Source organism: Kitasatospora sp. NPDC032121 (assembly GCF_055580145.1).
Window position 1 is genome coordinate 34,126 of sequence record NZ_JBVILX010000024.1, and the last position, 20,625, is coordinate 54,750.

Sequence of the window (20,625 nt, forward strand, 5' to 3'; positions counted from 1 at the left end):
CCGGAGTGATAGCGATTCGGCATCGTTTGTGCGGAGGACCTGCGTGCGCCGGAGTGCGGGCGCGGGCGGAAAAGGGGGCGCACCGGGAACGTCGGCCGTTCCTCGCGGGTTCACACGGGTAGGCGGCGACGGGGTGCGGGTCGAGTGAAGAAATCGATCCCGCAATGGTCGTCCGATGGCACGGGTAGTACCCGGCCGGTCACCCAGGGTTCGGGGTCGGGTTGAAAACCGGCAGGATACTGCATCGCCGGGAAGAATCTGAGCGACTTGGGAATGTTGTCCGGAATCTGTTCGTTGGATCGTTACGTGTGAGCCCCCAGGGGCCGCACATCTTGCCCTCACGAGGCAGGCAGGCAGATCTCGGCAACATCAGCAAAGGGAGCAAGCATGGCCACCCGTGCCGTCGTTCGCGACAGGGCCGACCGGAGTCGCGCGGCCCGCCCGACCAACCTCGAGGCCGACCGCGACCTGGTCGGCATGTACCTCGACGAGATCGCCAGGACACCCCTGCTCGATGCCGCCGAGGAGGTCGAGCTCTCGCTGCGGATCGAGGCCGGTGTGTACGCCCAGCACCTGCTGGAGGAGGGCGGGCTCCCCGACGGCGTCACGCGTGAGGAGTTGGAGGCGATAGCCGCCGACGCCGAGCGGGCCAAGGACGTCTTCATCCGCTCCAACCTCCGGCTCGTGGTCGCCGTCGCCCGTCGCTACCCGCGCAGCGGCCTGCCGCTGCTGGACCTCATCCAGGAGGGCAACGCGGGCCTGGTGCGCGCCGTCGAGAAGTTCGACTACGCCAAGGGCTTCAAGTTCTCCACGTACGCGACGTGGTGGATCCGGCAGGCGATCACCCGGTCCATCGCCGACCAGTCCCGCACCATCCGGCTGCCCGTGCACCTGGTGGAGGAGCTGGGGCGGATCCGGCGCGTCCAGCGGGAGAAGTCCAAGGAGCTGGGCCGCGAGGCGGAGCCGGCCGAGATCGCGGCCGAGCTGGACACCACCGAGGCCCGGATCAAGGACGTGCTGGACTGGGCGCGCGACCCGGTCAGCCTCAACATGTCCGTCGACGACGAGGGTGAGACCCAGTTCGGCGACCTTGTCGAAGACACCGGGGCGACGTCCCCCGAGGACGCCGTGATGGTCATGCTCCGCCGCGAGGAACTGGACGACCTGATCGGGCGGTTGGACGACCGCACCGCCTCGATCATCCGCTCCCGCTACGGGATGGAGGACGGCCGCGAGCGCACCCTGACCGAGGTGGGCAAGCAGCACGGCCTCACCCGTGAGCGGATCCGCCAGATCGAGAAGCACGCCCTGGCCGAGCTGAAGAAGATCGCGGACCACGCGGGCTTCGAAGCCGCCTGACGGTCCAGCCGGCCCCCATGGGCCGAGCCCCTCACCCGGGCCCTGGCGCGGAGCGCTCCGCACCGGGGCCCGAGGCGTGCCGCGGGGCTCTTAGTCTGGAGGGGAGGGACGAGCGGACGGAGTGGACGGCGTGAGCGAGCAGGGACAGGGACAGGGACAGGAAACGGGCCAGGGCCAGGACCAGGCGCGGGAGCCTCGGAAGGCCTCGGCCGCCAAGGCCCGGCTGGTCTTCCGCGACCCGTTCGACCAGCAGTCCGGGGACGACACCGACACGGGCTGGGGCGACCGCCCCGGGGCCGGGGAGAGTGGTGGGCGGGGGCTGGACTGGTACCTGAGCCAGCGCCCGCCGCACCACGGGGACTGAGTGAGGAGCGAGACTGAGGATCGGGGGACGGGGGAGCGGGACTGAGGATCGGGGGACGGGGGAGCGGGACCGTGGGCGACGCGCGCCCATCGGTCAGCGCAGCGGCGTGACCAGCGCGTCGCGGATCTCGGTCAGTAGCTGGACCTCCTTGAGCTCGGCCTCCGCCGCCTTCTCAGCGGCGGTCTTGCGGTGGGCCGCCAGCTTGTTCATGGGCAGGATCAGAACGAAGTAGACGACCGTCGCGGTGATCAGGAACTGGAGCGCGGCGCTGAGCACGGATCCCCACAGGATGAGGACCCCGGACGTGACCTCGCCGGTCGGGCTCACCTCGCAGGGCCCCTTGAGGCAGGAACTGTAGGACGCGAGGTCCTTCGTTCCGAAGACGCCGACGATCGGATTGATCACGCCTTTGACGAAGGCGTTGATGATGGCGGTGAAGGCCGCGCCGATGACCACGGCCACGGCGAGTTCGACGACATTTCCACGCAGCAGGAATTCCTTGAAGCCCTTCATGCCGCCTCGAACGACGAAGTCGCATTCCGGTTACGGGTGATCTTCCAGAGTCTCGGATTGACAACCCGTCCGGCCCAGCGAGCCCCCGTGCGGCGGCGGCAGGCCGGCCCGCGCGGGCCCCAGCGCCAGCGCCGCCGCCGTCGCGAGCAGCGCCAGCGCGGGCACCCCGGCCCGGCGTCGCACCGCGCTGCGCCAGCGGTGCCACCCGCCGCACCCGCGCCGGATCGGCGGGAAGCTCGGCAGCTCCTGGCGGGGCGGTACGGCGGGGGCGGGCAGCGGAAGGGAGAAGCTCACGGTCGTCATCGACGCACCTCCGGGTGTCGGCGGGCCGGCCCCTCGCGGACCGGACGAGCCACACGATGGGCGTTTCCGTCGAACTCCGGAAGTCCTTTCCCCAGGCCTGTGGACAACTCGGCCCTGTGGACGAGTTCGTCCACTCACGAGAGTGATGCGGGCCGGTCCGGCTTGACCGGATGCCCGTGCGGAGGCATGCGGAAAGGCCCGCCACCCCGCGCGGAAGCGGGGTCGACGGGCCTTTCCGAGGACTGCGGGCCGTCCGGGCCGGTGCCCGGCGCCGAGATCAGCTCGCGGCCGGAGCCGGGCTGGACGAGGTCGAGGAGCCGGAGCCCGACGACGACGAAGCGGGGGTCGTGGACGTGCTGGACGCCGTCGAAGAGGTCGACGACGACCCGGCGCCCACCGAGCTGCTGGAGGAGGAGCGGCTGTCGGTCCGGTAGAAGCCGGAGCCCTTGAACACGACGCCCACGGCCGAGAAGACCTTGCGGAGCCGTCCCTGGCAGTCGGGGCACGTGGTCAGCGCCTCGTCGGTGAACTTCTGCACCGCCTCCAGGCCGCTGCCGCACTCGGTGCACTGGTACTGGTACGTGGGCACTTGTCTTCCTCCTGGCACTCTCGCCTGATGAGTGCTAACGATGGTCAATGATGCGGTATTCCGCGGGATCAGTCCAGCGACTCCGGTGTGAGATGGGCCGGGTCCGGCCGCCGGACCGCCGCCCGCTCAGCCCTTGGCCGCGCCCACCAGCCGCCCGGCACCACCGCGCTCCGTCGAGCCGGAGCCCGATCCGGAGCCCGAGCCGGAGCCCGAGTCGGAGCCGGAACCGTCGGCCGGAACGCCCCCCGGCGCCACCAGCAGGTGCCGCAGCGAGAACAGCGCGACCAGCCCCAGCCCCGCCCCGATCACCGGCACCAGGAACCCGGTCGAGGGCCCGTGCCCGTCGATCAGCCGGCCCGCCGCCATCGAGCCGACGGCCAGGCCGAGCCCGATGGCGCCGGTCAGCCAGGTGAAGGCCTCCGTCTTGGCCCCGTCCGCGACCAGCGTCTCGACCAGGGTGTAGCCGCTGATCAGGGTCGGCGCGATGGCCAGCCCGCAGACCAGCCCGGCGACGGTCAGCGCGACCAGGTTCGGCATCGCCCACAGCACCGAGCAGCCCAGCACCAGCAGCGCGTAGCTGATCAGCATCCGCTGCTGCACCGGTCGCCGCCAGGCGACGACGCCGTACAGCACACCGGCCAGCATCGAGCCGCCGGCGAAGATCCCGTACACGGTGCCGCCGGCGTCGTGCTGTCCGACCGAGTCGGCGAAGGCGTTCACCGACACCTGCATGCCGCCGAACACCGCGCCGACCCCGAGGATGGACCCGGCCAGCAGCCGGACGCCGGGGGAGGCGAGCGCCGAGGCGTGCCTGGTGCCGGGCTGGGGCACGATCCGGGCCGGGGCGGTACGCCGCTGGGCGGCGAAGGCCAGGCCGCCGACGAGGGTCAGCCCGGCCTCTGCGACCAGGGCGGTGGCCGGGTTGGCGAGGGCGGCGATGCCGGAGGCCAGGATCGGGCCGATCACGAAGGTGAACTCGTCCGTCACGGACTCGAACGCGAACGCGGTGCTCACCCGGGCCGCGGAGGCCTCGGAGGCGCCGTCCGCGGTGAATCTGGCGACCCAGCGGGCCCGGACCATCGCGCCGACCTGCGGCACGCTCGCACCGGCCGGGACGGCGGCCAGGAACAGGCTCCAGGCGGGCGCGTGGCCGAGCGCCAGCGCGATCAGCACGCCGACCGAGACCGCGTGCACCAGGACGGTCGGCACGAGCACCGCGGCCTGGCCGTAGCGGTCCGCGAGCCGCCCGGTCTGCGGCCCGATCAGGGCCTGGGCGACGGCGGCGACCGCGGTGACCGTACCGGCGGTGCCGTACGAACCGTGGGTCCGGGTGACGAGCAGCAGGATGCCCATGCTGAGCATCGCGTACGGCAGCCGCGCGACGAGGGCGGGGAACAGGAACGTCCAGGCCCCGGGGGTGCGCAGCAGCTCGCCGTACCCGACACGGGCGGGGGCCGGAGCTGCGGGGGTGGTGGCCGCGTGGTCCGCGGCGGTGTCGACCGTTCGGCGCGCCGTCACGGTCGGTCCTTCCTGCTGCCTGGTAGCGCGGCAGGGCATGGTGGAGCCCCGACGGCGCCGAGAGTCGTCCTCTCGCGCGTCGACCGGGGTAGATACCGGGTCGGGCCGGCCTGGTGGCCGGGGACCGGACCGCGGCCGCCGAGCGGTCGCGCCAACTCTGCGTCAGGCAGATGCTGGGGGTGGTCTAACGATGGTTATACGGCTGGTCGGGCCAGCATACAGTTACGCGCGTAGACACCGCCAGCCGCCCCAGCCCCGCCCCCGCCCCCCGGCTCCTGGGCGGAAGGCCCGGGAGCCGGGGCCCGGGAGCCGGGGGCGGCCCAGGCTCACCGCCCGTTCAGCCACCCCGCGAGCTTGCCGCCCTTGTCCACGGCCCGCAGCCGCCGCTCCGCCGCCGCGCCGACCTCGTCCGTGGTGACCACCAGCAGCTCGTCCCCGCCGCGCAGCACCGTCGCCTTGTCCGGCACGAAGGAGTTCCCCTCCCGCACGACCAGGGTGACCGCCGCCCCCTTGGGCAGCCGCAGCTCGCTGATCTCCACGCCCGACATCTTCGAGGCGGGGGAGAGCGCGACCGACAGCAGGTGTCCGTGCAGCTTCTCCAGCGGCGCGGACTCGATGCCCAGGTCCTGACCCATGGCGCCCTCGTCTATCCGCAGCCGCTTGGCCACCCACGGCAGGGTCGGCCCCTGGAGCAGGGTGAAGACGACGACCAGGATGAAGACGATGTTGAAGACGTCCTCGGCCTGGTGCGCGCCGGACACCACCGGGATGGTGGCGAGCACGATGGGCACCGCCCCGCGCAGTCCGGCCCAGCTCAGCAGCGCCTGCTCGCGGGCCGGCACCTTGAAGGGGGTCAGCGAGAGCATCACCGACAGCGGCCGGGCCAGGAAGACCAGCACGGCGCCGATCACCAGCGCGGGCACCACCGCGTCGCCCATGGACTCGGGCGTGACGAGCAGGCCGAGCAGCACGAACATGCCGATCTGCCCGATCCAGGCCAGTCCGTCGGCGAAGCCCCGGACGGCCGGGCCGTGCGGCAGCTTGGAGTTCCCGAGTATCACCGCGCTGACGTAGACGGCGAGGAAGCCGGAGCCGTGCAGCAGTGCGCCGCCGGCGTACGCCAGCACGGTGAGCGCCATCACGGCGATCGGGTAGAGGCCCGAGGAGGGCAGCGCGACGTGCTTGAGCCCGTAGGCGCCTATCTTGCCGACGGCGAGGCCTATCGCGGCGCCGATCGCCAGCTCGGCGATGATCGTGCCGATCAGGACGTACCAGGGGTCCAGCTCCCCGGTGGTGGCGAAGGCGACGACCAGGATGACCACGGGCGCGTCGTTGAAGCCGGACTCGGCCTCCAGCAGGCCGGTGAGCCGGTGCGGCAGCGGGACCATCCGCAGCACCGAGAAGACGGCGGCCGCGTCGGTCGAGGAGACGATGGCGCCCAGCAGCAGCGAGGTCCGCCAGTCCAGGCCGACCAGCCAGTGGGCGCCGGCCGCGGTGGCGAAGACGCTGACGCCGACGCCGACGGTGGCGAGCACGGTCGCGGCCGGCATCACCGGCTTGATCTCGCGCCAGCTGGTCTTGAGGCCGCCCTCGGCGAGGATCACCACGAGTGCCGCGTAGCCGAGCACCTGGGTGAGCTCGGCGTTGTTGAAGGTGACACCGATCCCGTTCTGGCCCAGCGCCACACCGATCCCCAGGTAGATCAGCAGGCTGGGCAGCCCTGATCGGGTCGAGAGGCGTACGGCGCCCACCGCGAACAGCAGGATCACGGAGGACTCAAGCAGGAGCTGGTTCAGGTGGGAGACGTTCACGCAGGGGCACCTCGGGCAGGCAGGGGCGGACGGGGTGTCTGGCGGTGCTGTGGGGTCGACGCGTTAAGAAGTCGTCAATACTCCCCTTGTGGATCGTTACGCAGTCTAACATTTTGCCATATCTTTAGCTTGGTCCCCCGTTCACGGTGCCCGGCCCTCTCGGCCTAATGTGGTGCCCTGTCACGGCCGCAGGCCCTGGACACGCCCGCCCGCCCCGAAGTCAGGACCGCAAGGACCCAGATGCCCCGCTCGAAGAAGTTCCGGCGCGCCCGTCTGATCGTGATCGTGCTGGTCGTGCTGCTGGTGGCCGGCGCCGGCTACGGCGGCTACCGCGGGGTCTCCGCGGTCCGCGCCTCCTTCCCGGAGGTCGACGGCAGCGTCAAGGTGGCCGGCCTGAGCGCGCCCGTCGACGTCAAGCGGGACGCCAACGGCATCCCGCAGCTGTACGCCGACACCAACGAGGACCTGTTCCGCGCCCAGGGCTACGTCCAGGCGCAGGACCGTTTCTGGGAGATGGACGTCCGCCGGCACGTCACGGCCGGCCGGCTCTCCGAGATGTTCGGGGACGGCCAGGTCGACACCGACGCCTTCATCCGCACCATGGGCTGGCGGCAGGTGGCGCAGAAGGAGTTCGACACCAAGCTGTCGCCGGAGACCAAGAAGTACCTCCAGGCCTACTCGGACGGCGTGAACGCCTGGCTCGCGGAGCACCCCGGCGGTGCGAAGGCCTCGCTGGAGTACAGCCTGCTCGGCGTCGTCAACAGCGGCTACCAGCCCGAGCAGTGGACCCCGGTCGACTCGGTGGCCTGGCTCAAGGCGATGGCCTGGAACCTCTCCGGGAACCTCCAGGAGGAGATCGACCGCTCGCTGCTGGCCCAGGACTTCGGCCCGGACAAGATCGCCGAGCTGTACCCGGACTACCCGTACGCCCGCAACGGCACGATCGTGAAGACCGGCACGGTGACCGGCGACAACTACCGCCCCGCCGACGGCTCCCCGCAGTCCGGCGCGGCCCCCGGCACCGCCACCGCCCAGGGCGCGGCCACCACCAAGGCGCTGCTGCAGGGCCTGACCGACCGGATCGACGCGATGCCGCAGCTGCTCGGCCGCCCCGGCCAGGGCATCGGCTCCAACTCCTGGGTGGTCGCCGGCTCGCACACCACCACCGGCAAGCCGCTGCTGGCCAACGACCCGCACCTCGGCCCCGGCCTGCCCTCGGTCTGGTACCAGATGGGCCTGCACTGCCGGACCAGCTCCCCGGCCTGCCAGTTCGACGTCTCCGGCTTCACCTTCGCGGGCATGCCCGGCGTGGTGATCGGCCACAACAAGGACATCGCCTGGGGCTTCACCAACCTCGGCGCCGACGTCACCGACCTCTACCTGGAGAAGGTCACCGGCCCGGAGACGTACCAGGTGGACGGCAAGGACGTGAAGTTCGACCTCCGCAAGGAGACCATCAAGGTCGCCGGCGGGGAGGACCGCACCATCACCGTCCGCACCACCCAGACCGGTGCCCCGCTGATCTCCGACCAGAGCAGCGAGCAGCAGAACGTCGGCAAGTACGCCCCCAACGGCCCGTCCGCCCCCGACCGCGGCACCGGCGGCTACGGCGTCGCCCTGCAGTGGACGGCGCTCAGCCCCGGCAAGACCATGGACGCCGTCTTCGAGCTGGACAAGGCGAAGAACTGGGACGAGTTCCGCGCCGCCGCCAAGGACTTCACCGTCCCCGCGCAGAACCTGATCTACGCCGACGCCAAGAACATCGGCTACCAGGCCCCGGGCACCATCCCGGTCCGCGGCAAGGGCGACGGCACCTACCCCGCGCCGGGCTGGGACTCCACGTACCAGTGGAAGGACCCGATCCCCTTCACCGCGCTGCCCTGGAGCCTCAACCCCTCGGCCGGCTACATCGTCACCGCCAACCAGGCCGTGGTGGACCCGAGCTACAAGTACAACCTGACCAAGGACTGGGAGTACGGCACCCGCGCCAAGGAGATCACCGACCAGATCGAGGGCCTGCTCAAGAACAACGGCAAGATCTCGCCGGACGACATGCAGACCCTCCAGCTGGACAACACCAGCGTGATGGCCAAGACGCTGGTCCCGCTGCTGCTCAAGCAGCCGGTCAGCGACCCGTACGTGCGCGAGGCCCAGGACCTGCTGAAGGACTGGAACTTCCACCAGGACGCCGACTCGGCGGCCGCCGCCTACTACAACGGCGTCTGGCGCCAGCTGCTGATCCTGGCCTTCGGGCAGAAGTTCCCGGCCGACCTGCGGGCCAAGGACAACTGCCTGCTGGTCCGCCAGCAGGACGACCCCACCAAGCCGGACAGCTCCACCAAGATCGTCACCGAGTGCGGCACCCGCGAGCCGGGCAAGGCCCAGCCGGACGGCGGCGACCGCTGGACCGAGGTCGTGCGCCAGCAGCTGGAGAAGCCCGACAGCTCGTGGTGGACGTACATCGACGACCAGCACAAGGAGCAGAAGGGCCTGGACAACCTGCTCCAGGAGGCGATGAAGAACGCCCGCCAGGAGCTGACCTCGCTGCTCAGCAAGGACGTCTCCACCTGGAGCTGGGGCCGCCTGCACAAGCTGGAGCTGCGCGAGCAGACCCTCGGCACCGACGACTCCTCGATCGCCTCCGGAGCGGTGCACAAGCTGCTCAACCGCGGCCCGTACCGGCTCTCCGGCGGCTCGGCGGCGGTCGACGCGGCCGGCTGGAACGCGGCGGCCGGTTACCAGGTGGACTGGATCCCGTCGATGCGCATGGTGGTCGACCTGAACGACCTGGACGCCTCGCGCTGGATCAACGTCGGCGGCGCCTCCGGCCACGCCTTCCACGACAACTACAACGACCAGACCGACCTCTGGCTCAAGGGCAAGCTGCTGACCTGGGCCTCCTCGCCGGACGCGGTCGAGAAGGCCACCAAGCACAAGCTGGTGCTGACCACCGGCTGACGGCCGTACAGCCCGTACAGCCCGTACAGCCCGTACAGCCCGTACGGCCCGGCCACCGGCGGCCCCGCTCCCCCCGAGGGAGCGGGGCCGCCGCCGTTCCCGCCCGCGGCCGCCGGCCTCAGCCGAGCCCGCGCACCCCCGAGGGCAGCACCGCCAGGTCCACCGGCCGGTCGTGCGGCTCGGCCGGCACCCGCTCCAGCAGCTCGTGCTCGTACAGCAGCACCGCCAGCACCGGCCGCACCCCGGCCCGCTCCAGCCGGGCCAGCACCCGGTCGTAACTGCCGCCGCCCCGGCCCAGCCGCAGCCCGGAGCGGTCCACCGCCAGGCCCGGCAGCAGCACCACCGAGGCCTCCGTCACCGCCAGCGGGCCGAGCCGCGGGCCGACCGGCTCCAGCAGCCCGCGCCCGGCCGGGGCCAGCGCGTCGGGGCCCGCGTACTCGGCCCAGTCCAGGTCGTTGTCGGCCAGCAGCACCGGCAGCAGCACCCGCGCCCCGCGCGCCCGCAGCGCGTCCAGCAGCGGCCCCGTCCCGGGCTCGGAGCCCACCGAGACGTAGGCGGCCACCGTGTCGCCCGCGGCGGCGAGCTCACCGGCGTGCCGGGCCAGCGCGTCGGCCGCCGCCGAGCGTTCCCCGGCGGCCAGTTCGCGCCGCCGAGCCAACAGCCGTGTCCTCAGGCCGATCTTCTCGTTGGGCATCCGATCCTCGTTCATCCGATCCTCCTGGCCTGCGCACCGTCGACGCGCAGAGCCTGACACGCGAAGGGGCGCCCCCATTGACCACCCCGCTGCTGGTCCAGGCCCTGGCCGCACTGAGCGTCCCCGCACTGGCCGGCGCCACCGCCCTCGGACTGCGCGGGCGGCGGGAGCGGGCCGGGGCCGCCGCAGGGGCGCAGCGGCTGCGCGCGCGGATCGCCGAACTGGAGGAGCGCTGCGCCGAACTGGAGCGCACCGCCTCCTGCGACCCGCTCACCGGCGTGTGGAACTACCGCCACCTCCAGCTCACCCTGGACCGCGAGATCGAACGGGCCCGCCGGGCCGAGCACACCGAGCAGGCCGAAGGGCCGCGCCCGCTCGCCGTGCTGATGCTGGCCATCACCGGCTTCGACGCGGTCGTCGCCGAGCACGGCCGGGGCCGGGCGGGCGCGGTGCTGCGCGACCTCGCCCAGCGGCTCGCGATGGAGATCCGCCGGGCCGACACCCTCGGCCGCTACGGCGGCGAGGAGTTCCTGGTGGTGCTGCCGGACACCGGCGCCGAGGGCGCCGCGCAGGTCGCCGAGCGGCTGGTCTGGTCGGTGCGCCGGCACCTGCTGCTGGACTGGTCCTCCGGCCCGCGCGAGGCCCGCCCCGCCGCCGGCAACGGCCTGACCGCCGCCGCCGGCATCGCCGTACTGCCCGAGGACGGCACCCACGCGGCCGTCCTGCTGCGCGCCGCCGACGCCGCGCTCGCCGCGGCCAAGGCGGCCGGCGGCGACTGCTGGCGGCTGTCGACCCGGCCGCCCGAGGAGCCCGACCGGCCCGGCGGCGACCGCCCCGAGCAGGCCACTTGCCCGACCGGTCACGGAGCGGAGGGCGAAGGTGACCGTTCGGAAAAGGCGGGTAGTCTGTCGGCCTGTGTCGGCGGGGACCTGCTCTCCCAGCCGGTCGTGACCCATACACCAGCCACCGAGGCCGGGCCCCGCGACGCGCTGTCCCAGCCGTCCGACTGCGCTCGGCCGGGCGAAAACGTGCCTGAGTAAGGTAAACGCATGACGACGACCAACTCCCGAGTGCCGGTAACCAAGGCCGTGGTTCCCGCGGCCGGACTGGGCACCCGCTTCCTCCCGGCGACCAAGGCCACCCCGAAGGAGATGCTCCCGGTCGTCGACAAGCCGGCGATCCAGTACGTCGTCGAGGAGGCCTCCGCCGCCGGCCTGTCCGACATACTGATGGTCACCGGCCGCAACAAGCGCGCGCTGGAGGACCACTTCGACCGCGCCTACGAGCTGGAGGAGCTGCTGGTCCGCAAGGGCGACGAGCAGCGCCTGGCCAGGGTCCGGGAGTCCGTCGAGCTGGCCAACATGCACTACGTCCGCCAGGGCGACCCGAAGGGCCTGGGCCACGCCGTCTCCGTCGCCGAGCAGCACGTCGCCGGCCAGCCCTTCGCCGTCCTGCTCGGCGACGACCTGATCGACCCGCGCGACCCGCTGCTCTCCCGGATGATCGAGGTCCAGCAGCAGCTCGGCGGCTCCGTCGTCGCGCTGATGGAGGTCGACCCCTCCCAGATCCACCTCTACGGCTGCGCCGCCGTCAAGGCGAACGGCTTCGGCGAGGACGTCTTCCAGGTGACCGACCTGGTCGAGAAGCCCGAGCCCGGCGAGGCCCCGTCGGCCTACGCCGTGATCGGCCGCTACGTCCTCGACCCGCTGGTCTTCGAGGTGCTGCGGGAGACCCCGCCCGGCCGCGGCGGCGAGATCCAGCTGACCGACGCCCTGCGCGAGCTGACCAACCGCGAGGCCGCGGACGGCGGCCAGGTGCACGGCGTGCTCTTCAAGGGCCGCCGCTACGACACCGGCGACCGCGCCGACTACCTGCGCGCTATCGTCCGTCTGGCCGCCGAACGCGAGGACCTGGGCCCGGAGTTCCGCTCCTGGCTGCGGGAGTTCGTCGACACCGAGATGCAGGACTGACGCAGGAACGACCACGACCGAGAGCGAGCCGCCGATGACCGGGTCCACCGAGCACAGCACCACGCCCAGCGCCTGCTGCGACACCGGAACGGACCCGGCCCCGGCGGCCCCGCGGCTCTGGACGGTGGACGAGCACCTCGCCGACGTGCTGGCCGCGGTCGGCCCGCTGCCCGCGATCGAGCTCCGACTGCTCGACGCCCAGGGCTGCCGGCTGGACGAGGACGTGGTCGCCGACGGCGATCTGCCGCCCTTCGACAACAGCTCGATGGACGGCTACGCGGTCCGCACCGCCGACACCGAGGGCGCCACCGACACCTACCCGTCGGTGCTCTCGGTGGTCGGCGACATCGCCGCCGGCGCCGCCGAGCTGCCGAAGGTCGGCCCCGGTCAGGCCGCCCGGATCATGACCGGCGCCCCGCTGCCGCCCGGCGCCCAGGCCGTCGCCCCGGTCGAGTGGACCGACGGCGGCACCGGCACCGGGGTCGCCGCCGCCGCGATGACCGCGCCCGTCCCCGACGAGGAGGTCCGGGTGCTGCGCCCGGTCGCCGCGGGCGCGCACATCCGCCGCCGCGGCGGCGACGTCGCGGCCGGCACCCGGGTGCTGGAGGGCGGCACCAGGCTCGGCCCCGCCCAGCTCGGCCTGCTCGCCGCGATCGGCCGGCCCACCGTGAAGGTCCGCCCGCGCCCCCGGGTCGTGGTGCTGTCCACCGGCAGCGAGCTGGTCCAGCCCGGCGAGCCGGTCGGCCCCGGGCAGATCGCCGACTCCAACAGCTTCACGCTCACCGCGGCCGCCCAGGAGGCCGGCGCCATCGCCTACCGGGTCGGCGCCGTCCCGGACGACGCCGACCGGCTGCGCGCCGTCCTGGAGGACCAGCTCGGCCGGGCCGACCTGATCGTCACCAGCGGCGGGGTCAGCGTCGGCGCGTACGACGTGGTCAAGGAGGTCTTCGAGTCCTACGGCGGCGTCGACTTCCGGCGGCTGCGGATGCAGCCGGGCAAGCCGCAGGGCTTCGGCCGGATCGGCGGCGCGGCCGGGGTGCCGCTGCTCGCCCTGCCCGGCAACCCGGTGAGCGCCTACATCTCCTTCGAGCTCTTCGTCCGCCCGGTCATCCGCACCATGCTCGGCGCCGCCGACGTGCACCGCCCGGTCGTCCGCGCGGTGTGTCCGACGGCGCTGCGCTCCCCGGCAGGCCGCCGGCAGTTCCTGCGCGGCCGTCACTCGGCGGCGGACGGCACGGTCGAGCCGGTGGGCGGCGCCGGATCGCACCTGGTCGGCGCGCTGGCCCGGGCGAACTGCCTGATCACCGTCCCCGAGGAGACCACCGAACTGCCCGCCGGCAGCGAGGTCGACGTGGTGTTGCTGGACTCCTGATCGGCCACCAGGACCCGGGAACGGTACGGTAGCGCGGTATTCGACCTGCGCGCCCCTGGAGTTCCCCGTGACGACACCTCCCCCCGGCGACCGCCTCACCCACGTCGACGACCAGGGCGCGGCCCGGATGGTCGACGTCTCCGAGAAGGCCACCACCGCGCGCACCGCCGTGGCGGCCGGCCGGGTGCGGGTCTCCCCGCAGGTGGTCGAGCTGCTGCGCGGCGAGGGCGTGCCCAAGGGCGACGCCCTCGCGGTGGCCAGGATCGCCGGGATCATGGGCGCCAAGAAGACCCCGGACCTGATCCCGCTCTGCCACCCGATCGCGGTCTCCGGCGTCAAGGTCGACCTCGCCGTCGCGGACGACGCGGTCGAGATCACCGCCACCGTGAAGACCGCCGACCGCACCGGCGTCGAGATGGAGGCGCTGACCGCCGTCGCGGTGGCCGGGCTGACCGTCGTCGACATGGTCAAGGCGGTGGACAAGGCGGCCACGATCGAGTCCGTCCGGGTGCTGAGCAAGACCGGCGGCAAGAGCGGCGACTGGTTCGCCCCGGAGGTGGACGCATGACGGCCCCGGCCGGGAGGGCGCTGGCCGTCACCGTTTCGAACCGGGCGGCGGCCGGGGTCTACGAGGACCGGGGCGGCCCGCTGCTGGTGGCCGGCCTGACCGCGATGGGCTTCACCGCCGACGGCCCCCGGGTCGTCCCGGACGGCGAGCCGGTGGAGGCCGTGCTGCGCGAGGCCGTCGCGGCCGGCTACGACGTGGTGCTGACCACCGGCGGCACCGGCATCTCGCCGATGGACCTCACCCCCGAGATGACCGCCCGGGTGATCGACCGTCAGGTCCCCGGCATCGCCGAGGCGGTCCGCGCGTACGGCCGGGAGAAGGTGCCGACCTCGGTGCTCTCCCGCGGGCTCGCCGGGCTCGCCGGACGTACCCTGATCGTCAACCTGCCGGGCTCGACCGGCGGCGTCAGGGACGGCCTGGCCGTCCTGGAGCCGCTGCTCGCCCACGCCGTCGACCAGCTCGGCGGCGGGGACCACCCCCGGACCGACGCCCCAGCACCCGGGAGAGCGCACTGAACGGCGGTTGGCCGGTAGAACTCCGGGAGGGGGAGGTCGTGCTGCGCCCGATCCGGGCCCGCGACCAGCGCGAGTGGCAGGAGGTCAGCCGCCGCAACCGGGACTGGCTGCGCCGCTGGGAGGCCACCGTGCCGCCAGGCCCGGCGGGTCGGGCGGCCGGCCCCCGGCCGACGTACCGGCAGATGGTCCGCTTCCTGCGCGGCGAGGCCTCGGCCGGCCGGATGCTGCCCTTCGTCGTGGTCTACAAGGGCCAGCTGGTCGGCCAGTTGACCGTCGGCGGGATCACCTGGGGGTCGATGTGCTCGGCCAACATCGGGTACTGGGTGGACGAGGCGGTGGCCGGCCGCGGCATCATCCCGACCGCCGTGGCGCTTTCGGTGGACCACTGCTTCCGCACGCTCGGGCTGCACCGGATCGAGGTCTGCATCCGTCCGGAGAACACCCCGAGCCGACGGGTGGTGGAAAAGCTCGGCTTCCGCTCGGAGGGAATCCGTCCGCGCTATCTCCACATCGACGGCGACTGGCGCGACCACCTCGTCTACGCGTTGACCGACGAGGAGGTCCCGGAGGGGATGCTGGAGCGCTGGCGGGCGCTCAGTTCGGGGCGCGGCTCAGGTAATTGAATATATGTTCGAAACAAATATCGATATGGCATCGGAGGGGCACCGGACCCCCACAAATAGCGGCAAAATAGTCGGAGAATCAGCTTGATCACACGACACGCCGTGCCAAATTGCTGCCAGGCCTTCCCGGCGCCCGTACGGTGTGAATCGTGAGCAGTAGCGGCCTTATCTACGCCGTCATCGTAGGGGCCTGGGCCGCCTATCTGGTGCCGATGTGGCTCCGCAGGCAGGACGAACTCAACGAGGCGCGCCCGACGGAACGCTTCAGCACCGCCATCCGCCTGCTGGCCGGGCGTTCGGCGCTGGAGCGGCGGGCAGCCCGGGCCCTGGGCGACGAACCGCGTGACGACGAGCAGAGCAACGACGGTCCTCCCGAACGGGACGCGACCGCCTCCGGCGACCCCGCGCGGGAGCCGGAACCCCCGGCGCAGCGCCCGGCCGAACGGCCGGCGCCCGGGCCGATGGCCGGGACCGAGCGCCGGGCGCGGCTGCTGGCCCGCCGGCGGCGGATGGTCACCGCCCTCTTCCTCTCCTTCGCGCTCGGCGCGGTGGTCGCCGCGGTGGCGGGACTGGCCTTCCTCTGGGTCCCGGCCGTCCCGGCGGTCCTCCTCACCCTGTACATCGGCCACCTGCGCAAGCTGGAGCGCCAGCGGTACGAGGTGAAGCTCGACCGGGTCCGGGCCGCCCAGGCGGCCGAGCGGCTGCGCAAGCGCGAGCAGCAGCGCGCCGCGGCCCCGGCGCCCGGCGACGCCCCGGCCGAGGCCCCCGTCGCCGCGGAGCCGGCCCCGGCCCCGCCCGTCGGGGAGCGGGCCGCGCGCCGTGCGCACCTGCGGCTGGCGGCGGACCCGGAGCAGCCCACCGTCTCGGTGTCCTCCGCCTCCGCGGTGGCCGAGGCGACGGAGCACGAGGAGTGGGTCGACGGCATGCGCGAGCGCGGTGCGGCCGGCCCGGACTCCTGGGAGCCGGTGCCCGTCCCGCTGCCGACCTACGTGACCGCCCCGGTCGCCCCCAGGGTCTCCCGCGGCCTCGACCTGTCGTCCCCCGGCACCTGGACGGCGGGCCGCCCCGCTGAGCCCCGCAAGACCCCGCTGTTCGACCAGTACGCCGAGCCGCAGGCCCCCGAGTCGCGCCCGCGCGCGGCCAACGAATGACCAGGGCCACCCCCCGTCGGCACCGCGAACCGGGGGGTGGTCACGGACCCCCTCCGAAAGGTGCTAGAGTTTCTTCTCGTTGGGGCTGTGGCGCAGTCCGGTAGCGCACCTCGTTCGCATCGAGGGGGTCAGGGGTTCGAATCCCCTCAGCTCCACCCGACAGATCGACTCCGGTCGGTCGACGAAATCCCGCCGGGAGGCAACTCCCGGCGGGATTTCGCGTTTTGGGCTTCGGGCCCGCACCGGGGCCGGTTCCGGGGCGGCTGTGGGGGAGATCACATCACCCTCCCGGGCCCGTTTCTGACGCGGTTTGGGGCTCGGAGGGGTCGGTTATGGTGGGTGGGCCCAGACGCTGACGAGGGAACGATCTGGTCTATCTCGACGGGGTGCCATCGCGGTGCGCGAGTTCGGTCTGAAACGGTGGGGGCGGCAGACGGGCCCGGAACGGGCCGGCGGCGCAGCGGAAACCGGAAGACCGAATTCCTGGACCCTCCCGGCGGCCTGCGTGGCGGCGGTGTCACTGGCGGTGTTCGCCTGGTTCCGGCACACCCACGGGGCCACCATGGTCGACATGCTGGTCTACCGGGCCGAGGGCGAGGCCGTCGTCCGCGGCGAGGACCTGTACGCGATGCGGCTGCCCGGCTGGGACCTGCCGGCCACCTACCCTCCGTTCGCGGCGATGCTGTTCGTGCCGAGCACCTGGTTCGACGTGAGCACCCTGCGCGTCCTGGTGATGCTCCTCAACTACGCGCTGCTCGCCGCGGCCGTCCACCTGTCGCTCAAGCTGGCCGGCTGGCCGAAGCAGCACCGCGCGGCCGTGGTGATCCTGGCGACCGGCCTCGGCATCTGGCTGGAGCCGGTCTTCACGACCTTCCAGTACGGCCAGGTCAACCTCGGCATCCTCTGCCTGGTCCTGTGGGACCTGACCCGCCCGGACGGCCACCGCCTCAAGGGCGTGGGCATCGGCCTGGCCACCGCCATCAAGATCACCCCGGGCCTGTTCGCCGTCTACCTGTTCCTGACCGGCAGGGTCCGGGCCGCCCTGGTCTCGGCCGGCACCTTCCTGGCGGCGGGCCTGATCGGCTGGGCCGCGCTGCCGGACGCCTCGCGGGGGTTCTGGACCACCTACCTCTGGGACCCGAGCCGGGTCGGCGTGACCGTCCTGGTGGACAACCAGTCGCTGCGCGGCGCCGTCTGCCGGCTGCTCGACGTCAACGACCCGGGCCCGGTCGGACTCGTCGCCTCGGCGCTGGTCGCCGCCCTCGGGCTCGGGGTGGCGGTGCTGGCCGGACGCTCGACGCGGATGCTGCGCCGGGCCGACGCCTGGGGCGCGGTCTGCGCCGCGCTCACCGCGCTGCTGGTCTCGCCGATCAGCTGGACCCACCACTGGGTCTGGTGCGTCCCGCTGCTCGCCCTGCTGGCGGTGGAGGCCAGGACCAGGGGCCGGCAGGTGCTGTTCGGCCTGACCCTGCTGGTGTTCCTCTCCCACGTGATGTGGACGGTGCCGCACCGCTGGGGCCGCGGCGTCGCCTGGTACTGGCAGCTGCCCGGCGCGATCTACCCGCCGATCGCGATCACCGTCCTGGTCACCCTGGGCGTGCGGCTGTACCGCGCCCGGCGGCAGGCCGCGGACGGCGCCGGGACCCCACTCGCCACCAGGCCGGACCGCGAAGCCGCCCTGACGAACCGGACCTGACGGACCGGACCCACGGACCCAGACCGGACGGATCGGACCCGACGTGACCACCCAGACCGCACCCCCGCCGCCGGCCGCCGCCGGACCGGCCGCCCGCCGACTGGCCGGGGCCGTCCTGCTCGGCCCGGCCCGGCGCACCGCGCTGCTCACCGCGCTCTGCTTCGCGGTGACCTGCGCCATCGGCCTGCAGGGCTGGACGTCCGTGTCGCTCGGCGGCTTCGACCTCGGCATCTTCGACCAGGGCGTGCGCGGCTACGCCCACTTCGGGCTGCCCGTCTCGACGCTGAAGAGCTTCCACCACGAGTTCCCGCCGGGCTTCTCGCTGCTGGGCGACCACTTCTCGCCGGTGCTGGCGCTGCTCGCGCCGCTGTACTGGATCTGGGACGACCCGCGCTCGCTGATCATCGGGCAGTCGCTGCTGTTCGCGGCCGGGGTGCCGCTGGTCCGGCGGATCGCCGGGCACGCCTTCGCCGCCGCCGAGCCGCGCACCGCCCGTCGGGCCGCCGACCTGGCCGGCCTGGTCCACGCGCTCGGCTGGCCGCTGCTGGTGGCCGCCCGGGTGGGCTTCCACGAGGTCGCCTTCGCGGTGCCGCTGACCCTGCTGATGCTGGAGCGCGGCCTGGCCCGCCGGTACGGCACCGTGGTGCTCGCCGCCCTGCTGCTGTGCTGCACCAAGGAGGACCTCGGCCTGATGGTCGGGGCGTACGGCCTGGTGCTGCTGCTGCGCACCCGCCGCACCGGCGACCGGGCGGGCCGCCTCACCGGTCTCGGGCTGCTGCTGGGCGGGCCGGTCGCCTCGGCGGTCGCCATCACCTGGCTGATCCCGGCGATGGGCGGGGAGCCGGGCTACTACTGGAACTACGGCTCGCTCGGCGCGGACGGCGGCGACGCGCTGCGCAACCTGCTGCACGACCCGTTCCTGCTGGTGCAGGCCGCCTTCGACCAGCCGCTCAAGCCGCTGCTGCTGCTCTGGCTGTTCGGCACCACGCTGCTGCTGCCGCTGCGCTCGGCCACCGTGCTGTGCGCGCTGCCGCTGCTGGCCGAGCGGATCCTGTCCAGCAACCCCAACCACTGGTCGATCGCCCGGCACTACGACTCGCTGCTGTGGCCGGTCCTGCTCACCGCCGCGATCGAGGTGCTGGGCCGGCTGAGCGCCGTCGGGCGGCCGGAGCGGAGCGTGCGGCGGGCCCGCCGGCTGGGCCTCGGCGCGGCCGGCATCGCCCTGCTGGCCGCGGTGCCGATGGGGCTGCTGCCGCTGGCCGTACCGTCCTCCTGGGAGCCCAAGACGAGCGAGGCGGCGCTGGTGCGGGCGGCCGCGCTGATCCCGGACGGGGCGTTCGTCGAGGCGGACAACCAGATCGCGCCGCGGCTGACCGCCCGGACGGACGTGGTGCTGGTGGACGGCACACCGCGCGGGCGCGAGTACGTGCTCACCCGGGGCGACAAGCGGTCCTTCCCGTTCAAGACGGACAAGGAGCAGGCCGAGCGGATCCGGCTGCTGCTGGCGCACGGCTACCGGCAGGTGTGGGCCGAGGACGGGGTCGTGCTTCTGCACCGGGAGGGCGACGAGCCGATCCCCGGCGAGCACGTGCCGGGGCCGGACAGCGAGCCGGTCCAGGACGAGGTCCCGTCCGACGTGGGGCACAACCTGTTCCGCGGCTGACCGATGCCCGCGAACGCGCCGGAGGGCCGGCCGGAACGATGTCCGGCCGGCCCTCCGCGGGCTCTCGGGGTGCCTCAGGGGCGGTCGGAGCCGGTGTAGCTGCCGCTCGGGTGGGAGCCCTGGGCCGGGACGGAGCCGTAGCGGCCGGGCCGGTGGCCGTGCGGGTGCCGGGTCAGGTTGTAGCCGAGGACGCCGGCCAGCGCGGCCAGGAAGCCGCCGCCGATCGTCCAGTACCAGCGGCTGTTCCAGCCGGAGAACCAGCCGGTGTACCAGTGCTCCTCCTGCGCCACCGGGGCGGCCGCCTTGGCCGTACTGGCGCCGCCGCCCGCCGGCGGGACCAGCGGGGCCTTCAGCTCGCCGCCCTCCGGCTGGGCGTTGTCTGCGTCGCCCTCGGCCGCGACGTGCAGCTTGACCGCGGAGGCCAGGCCGAGGTCGGGCTGCGGGACGTCGCTGACCGACAGCCGCACGTAGTAGGTGCCGGGCAGCGGGTCGCCGGACCACGGCTCGGCCCAGGTGCGGACCTCGCGCAGGGTGCAGTCCAGCGCCAGGGACGCGGCGCCCTGCTCGGCGGTGGCGTTCTGGGTGCCGGCGGTGCACGCCTGGCGGCGGCGCAGCCCGTCGAAGACCTCGACGGACCAGGTCTGCGGGCCGTGCCGGTCGGCCGTGGGGGCCAGGGTGACGGCCAGGCTGATCGTCGGGGTCTGGCCCTCGGAGGCGCCGAACGCCCAGTACAGGTAGTCACCGGTGGAGACGGCGACGTTGGCGTCCTGGCCGGGGGAGAGGTTGACCGCGGTCAGGAAGGAGGTGCCGGCCTTGGTGGCCGGGGCCGGGGTGCCGCTCGCACTGGCCGAGGGGGACGGCGAGGCGGCCGAGGCGGTCGGCGCGCCCAGGGCGCTCAGGGCCAGGGCGGGCAGCAGGGCGAGGGCGGCGAGGGCGCCGCGGATCGTCGTACGCATGG

General features: G+C 73.2%; 19 protein-coding genes and 1 tRNA gene. 13 read left to right on the forward strand and 7 right to left on the reverse strand.

Translation table 11 applies throughout. From position 1 onward, the window contains the following. Nucleotides 1-387 precede the first annotated feature (387 nt). Entirely contained in the window at nucleotides 388-1,359 is a 972-nt protein-coding gene (locus tag ACZ5OX_RS35445; RefSeq protein ID WP_392874095.1) for a sigma-70 family RNA polymerase sigma factor, read from the forward strand. 130 nt (nucleotides 1,360-1,489) lie between these two features. Further along, the gene (locus tag ACZ5OX_RS35450; RefSeq protein WP_465635945.1) at nucleotides 1,490-1,723 is read left to right on the forward strand and encodes a hypothetical protein; all 234 of its coding nucleotides are present in this window, start codon (nucleotides 1,490-1,492) and stop codon (nucleotides 1,721-1,723) included. A 93-nt stretch (nucleotides 1,724-1,816) separates the two neighbouring features. On the opposite strand, the gene mscL is transcribed toward ACZ5OX_RS35450, so the two are convergent. From mscL to ACZ5OX_RS35475, 5 genes are all read right to left on the reverse strand, one after another. After that, nucleotides 1,817-2,236 carry a large conductance mechanosensitive channel protein MscL gene (gene mscL / locus ACZ5OX_RS35455; protein ID WP_465635947.1) on the reverse strand — a complete coding sequence of 140 codons (420 nt, stop codon included), beginning with the start codon at nucleotides 2,234-2,236 and terminating at the stop codon, nucleotides 1,817-1,819. A gap of 30 nt (nucleotides 2,237-2,266) precedes the next feature. Beyond that, entirely contained in the window at nucleotides 2,267-2,539 is a 273-nt protein-coding gene (locus ACZ5OX_RS35460; RefSeq protein WP_465635948.1) for a hypothetical protein, read from the reverse strand. Between the two features lie 277 nt (nucleotides 2,540-2,816). After that, on the reverse strand, nucleotides 2,817-3,128 hold the full coding sequence (locus tag ACZ5OX_RS35465) for an FmdB family zinc ribbon protein (protein WP_465635950.1): 312 nt from the start codon (nucleotides 3,126-3,128) through the stop codon (nucleotides 2,817-2,819). 126 nt (nucleotides 3,129-3,254) lie between these two features. Continuing rightward, the gene (locus ACZ5OX_RS35470; RefSeq protein WP_465635952.1) at nucleotides 3,255-4,646 is read right to left on the reverse strand and encodes an MFS transporter; all 1,392 of its coding nucleotides are present in this window, start codon (nucleotides 4,644-4,646) and stop codon (nucleotides 3,255-3,257) included. A 326-nt stretch (nucleotides 4,647-4,972) separates the two neighbouring features. Then, nucleotides 4,973-6,457: a potassium/proton antiporter gene (locus ACZ5OX_RS35475; protein WP_465635954.1), complete on the reverse strand. Its 1,485-nt coding sequence runs from the start codon at nucleotides 6,455-6,457 to the stop codon at nucleotides 4,973-4,975. Between the two features lie 240 nt (nucleotides 6,458-6,697). On the opposite strand from ACZ5OX_RS35475, the gene ACZ5OX_RS35480 reads away from it, so the two are divergent. Next, entirely contained in the window at nucleotides 6,698-9,415 is a 2,718-nt protein-coding gene (locus tag ACZ5OX_RS35480) for a penicillin acylase family protein (protein ID WP_449790379.1), read from the forward strand. A gap of 118 nt (nucleotides 9,416-9,533) precedes the next feature. Here the strand turns inward: ACZ5OX_RS35480 and ACZ5OX_RS35485 are convergent, their stop codons facing one another. Next, nucleotides 9,534-10,124 carry a 5-formyltetrahydrofolate cyclo-ligase gene (locus tag ACZ5OX_RS35485; protein ID WP_465635956.1) on the reverse strand — a complete coding sequence of 197 codons (591 nt, stop codon included), beginning with the start codon at nucleotides 10,122-10,124 and terminating at the stop codon, nucleotides 9,534-9,536. A 62-nt stretch (nucleotides 10,125-10,186) separates the two neighbouring features. Between ACZ5OX_RS35485 and ACZ5OX_RS35490 the strand changes: the two genes are divergently transcribed. The 10 genes from ACZ5OX_RS35490 to ACZ5OX_RS35535 all read left to right on the forward strand — a co-directional run bounded on the left by ACZ5OX_RS35490 (nucleotide 10,187) and on the right by ACZ5OX_RS35535 (nucleotide 19,667). Further along, nucleotides 10,187-11,149 carry a GGDEF domain-containing protein gene (locus ACZ5OX_RS35490; RefSeq protein ID WP_465635958.1) on the forward strand — a complete coding sequence of 321 codons (963 nt, stop codon included), beginning with the start codon at nucleotides 10,187-10,189 and terminating at the stop codon, nucleotides 11,147-11,149. 9 nt (nucleotides 11,150-11,158) lie between these two features. After that, nucleotides 11,159-12,079, forward strand: coding sequence for a UTP--glucose-1-phosphate uridylyltransferase GalU (gene galU / locus ACZ5OX_RS35495; RefSeq protein ID WP_392874068.1), 921 nt, complete (start codon nucleotides 11,159-11,161; stop codon nucleotides 12,077-12,079). Between the two features lie 34 nt (nucleotides 12,080-12,113). Continuing rightward, nucleotides 12,114-13,451: a molybdotransferase-like divisome protein Glp gene (gene glp, locus ACZ5OX_RS35500; protein WP_465635960.1), complete on the forward strand. Its 1,338-nt coding sequence runs from the start codon at nucleotides 12,114-12,116 to the stop codon at nucleotides 13,449-13,451. Between the two features lie 127 nt (nucleotides 13,452-13,578). After that, complete coding sequence (moaC, locus tag ACZ5OX_RS35505; protein ID WP_392874286.1) at nucleotides 13,579-14,019, forward strand: cyclic pyranopterin monophosphate synthase MoaC; 441 nt, start codon at nucleotides 13,579-13,581, stop codon at nucleotides 14,017-14,019. Next, a complete protein-coding gene (locus ACZ5OX_RS35510) occupies nucleotides 14,016-14,534 on the forward strand; it encodes a MogA/MoaB family molybdenum cofactor biosynthesis protein (protein ID WP_465635962.1) in 519 nt (172 codons plus the stop codon). Before moaC ends, ACZ5OX_RS35510 begins: the two co-directional genes overlap by 4 nt. 38 nt (nucleotides 14,535-14,572) lie before the next feature. Further along, the gene (locus ACZ5OX_RS35515) at nucleotides 14,573-15,157 is read left to right on the forward strand and encodes a GNAT family N-acetyltransferase (protein WP_465635964.1); all 585 of its coding nucleotides are present in this window, start codon (nucleotides 14,573-14,575) and stop codon (nucleotides 15,155-15,157) included. A gap of 149 nt (nucleotides 15,158-15,306) precedes the next feature. Then, complete coding sequence (gene sepX, locus ACZ5OX_RS35520) at nucleotides 15,307-16,308, forward strand: divisome protein SepX/GlpR (RefSeq protein WP_449790384.1); 1,002 nt, start codon at nucleotides 15,307-15,309, stop codon at nucleotides 16,306-16,308. Between the two features lie 81 nt (nucleotides 16,309-16,389). After that, nucleotides 16,390-16,463: transfer RNA gene (locus ACZ5OX_RS35525), tRNA-Ala, on the forward strand. A gap of 350 nt (nucleotides 16,464-16,813) precedes the next feature. After that, nucleotides 16,814-18,004 carry a glycosyltransferase 87 family protein gene (locus ACZ5OX_RS35530; RefSeq protein ID WP_465635966.1) on the forward strand — a complete coding sequence of 397 codons (1,191 nt, stop codon included), beginning with the start codon at nucleotides 16,814-16,816 and terminating at the stop codon, nucleotides 18,002-18,004. Nucleotides 18,005-18,047: 43 nt separating this feature from the next. Further along, on the forward strand, nucleotides 18,048-19,667 hold the full coding sequence (locus ACZ5OX_RS35535; protein WP_465635968.1) for a DUF2079 domain-containing protein: 1,620 nt from the start codon (nucleotides 18,048-18,050) through the stop codon (nucleotides 19,665-19,667). Between the two features lie 74 nt (nucleotides 19,668-19,741). Here ACZ5OX_RS35535 and ACZ5OX_RS35540 read toward each other — a convergent pair whose 3' ends face one another. Next, nucleotides 19,742-20,623 (reverse strand): peptidase, encoded by an 882-nt coding sequence (locus ACZ5OX_RS35540; protein WP_449790392.1) that lies wholly within the window; start codon nucleotides 20,621-20,623, stop codon nucleotides 19,742-19,744. Nucleotides 20,624-20,625: the final 2 nt, after the last annotated feature.

What these genes read in the sequence shown, in the direction of transcription:
- ACZ5OX_RS35445 (WP_392874095.1), top strand. Translation starts at nt 388, where the DNA reads ATGGCCACCCGTGCCGTCGTTCGCGACAGGGCCGACCGGAGTCGCGCG.
- mscL (WP_465635947.1), bottom strand. Translation starts at nt 2,236, where the DNA reads ATGAAGGGCTTCAAGGAATTCCTGCTGCGTGGAAATGTCGTCGAACTC.
- ACZ5OX_RS35460 (WP_465635948.1), bottom strand. Translation starts at nt 2,539, where the DNA reads ATGACGACCGTGAGCTTCTCCCTTCCGCTGCCCGCCCCCGCCGTACCG.
- ACZ5OX_RS35480 (WP_449790379.1), top strand. Translation starts at nt 6,698, where the DNA reads ATGCCCCGCTCGAAGAAGTTCCGGCGCGCCCGTCTGATCGTGATCGTG.
- ACZ5OX_RS35485 (WP_465635956.1), bottom strand. Translation starts at nt 10,124, where the DNA reads ATGAACGAGGATCGGATGCCCAACGAGAAGATCGGCCTGAGGACACGG.
- galU (WP_392874068.1), top strand. Translation starts at nt 11,159, where the DNA reads ATGACGACGACCAACTCCCGAGTGCCGGTAACCAAGGCCGTGGTTCCC.
- glp (WP_465635960.1), top strand. Translation starts at nt 12,114, where the DNA reads ATGACCGGGTCCACCGAGCACAGCACCACGCCCAGCGCCTGCTGCGAC.
- moaC (WP_392874286.1), top strand. Translation starts at nt 13,579, where the DNA reads ATGGTCGACGTCTCCGAGAAGGCCACCACCGCGCGCACCGCCGTGGCG.
- ACZ5OX_RS35510 (WP_465635962.1), top strand. Translation starts at nt 14,016, where the DNA reads ATGACGGCCCCGGCCGGGAGGGCGCTGGCCGTCACCGTTTCGAACCGG.
- ACZ5OX_RS35540 (WP_449790392.1), bottom strand. Translation starts at nt 20,623, where the DNA reads ATGCGTACGACGATCCGCGGCGCCCTCGCCGCCCTCGCCCTGCTGCCC.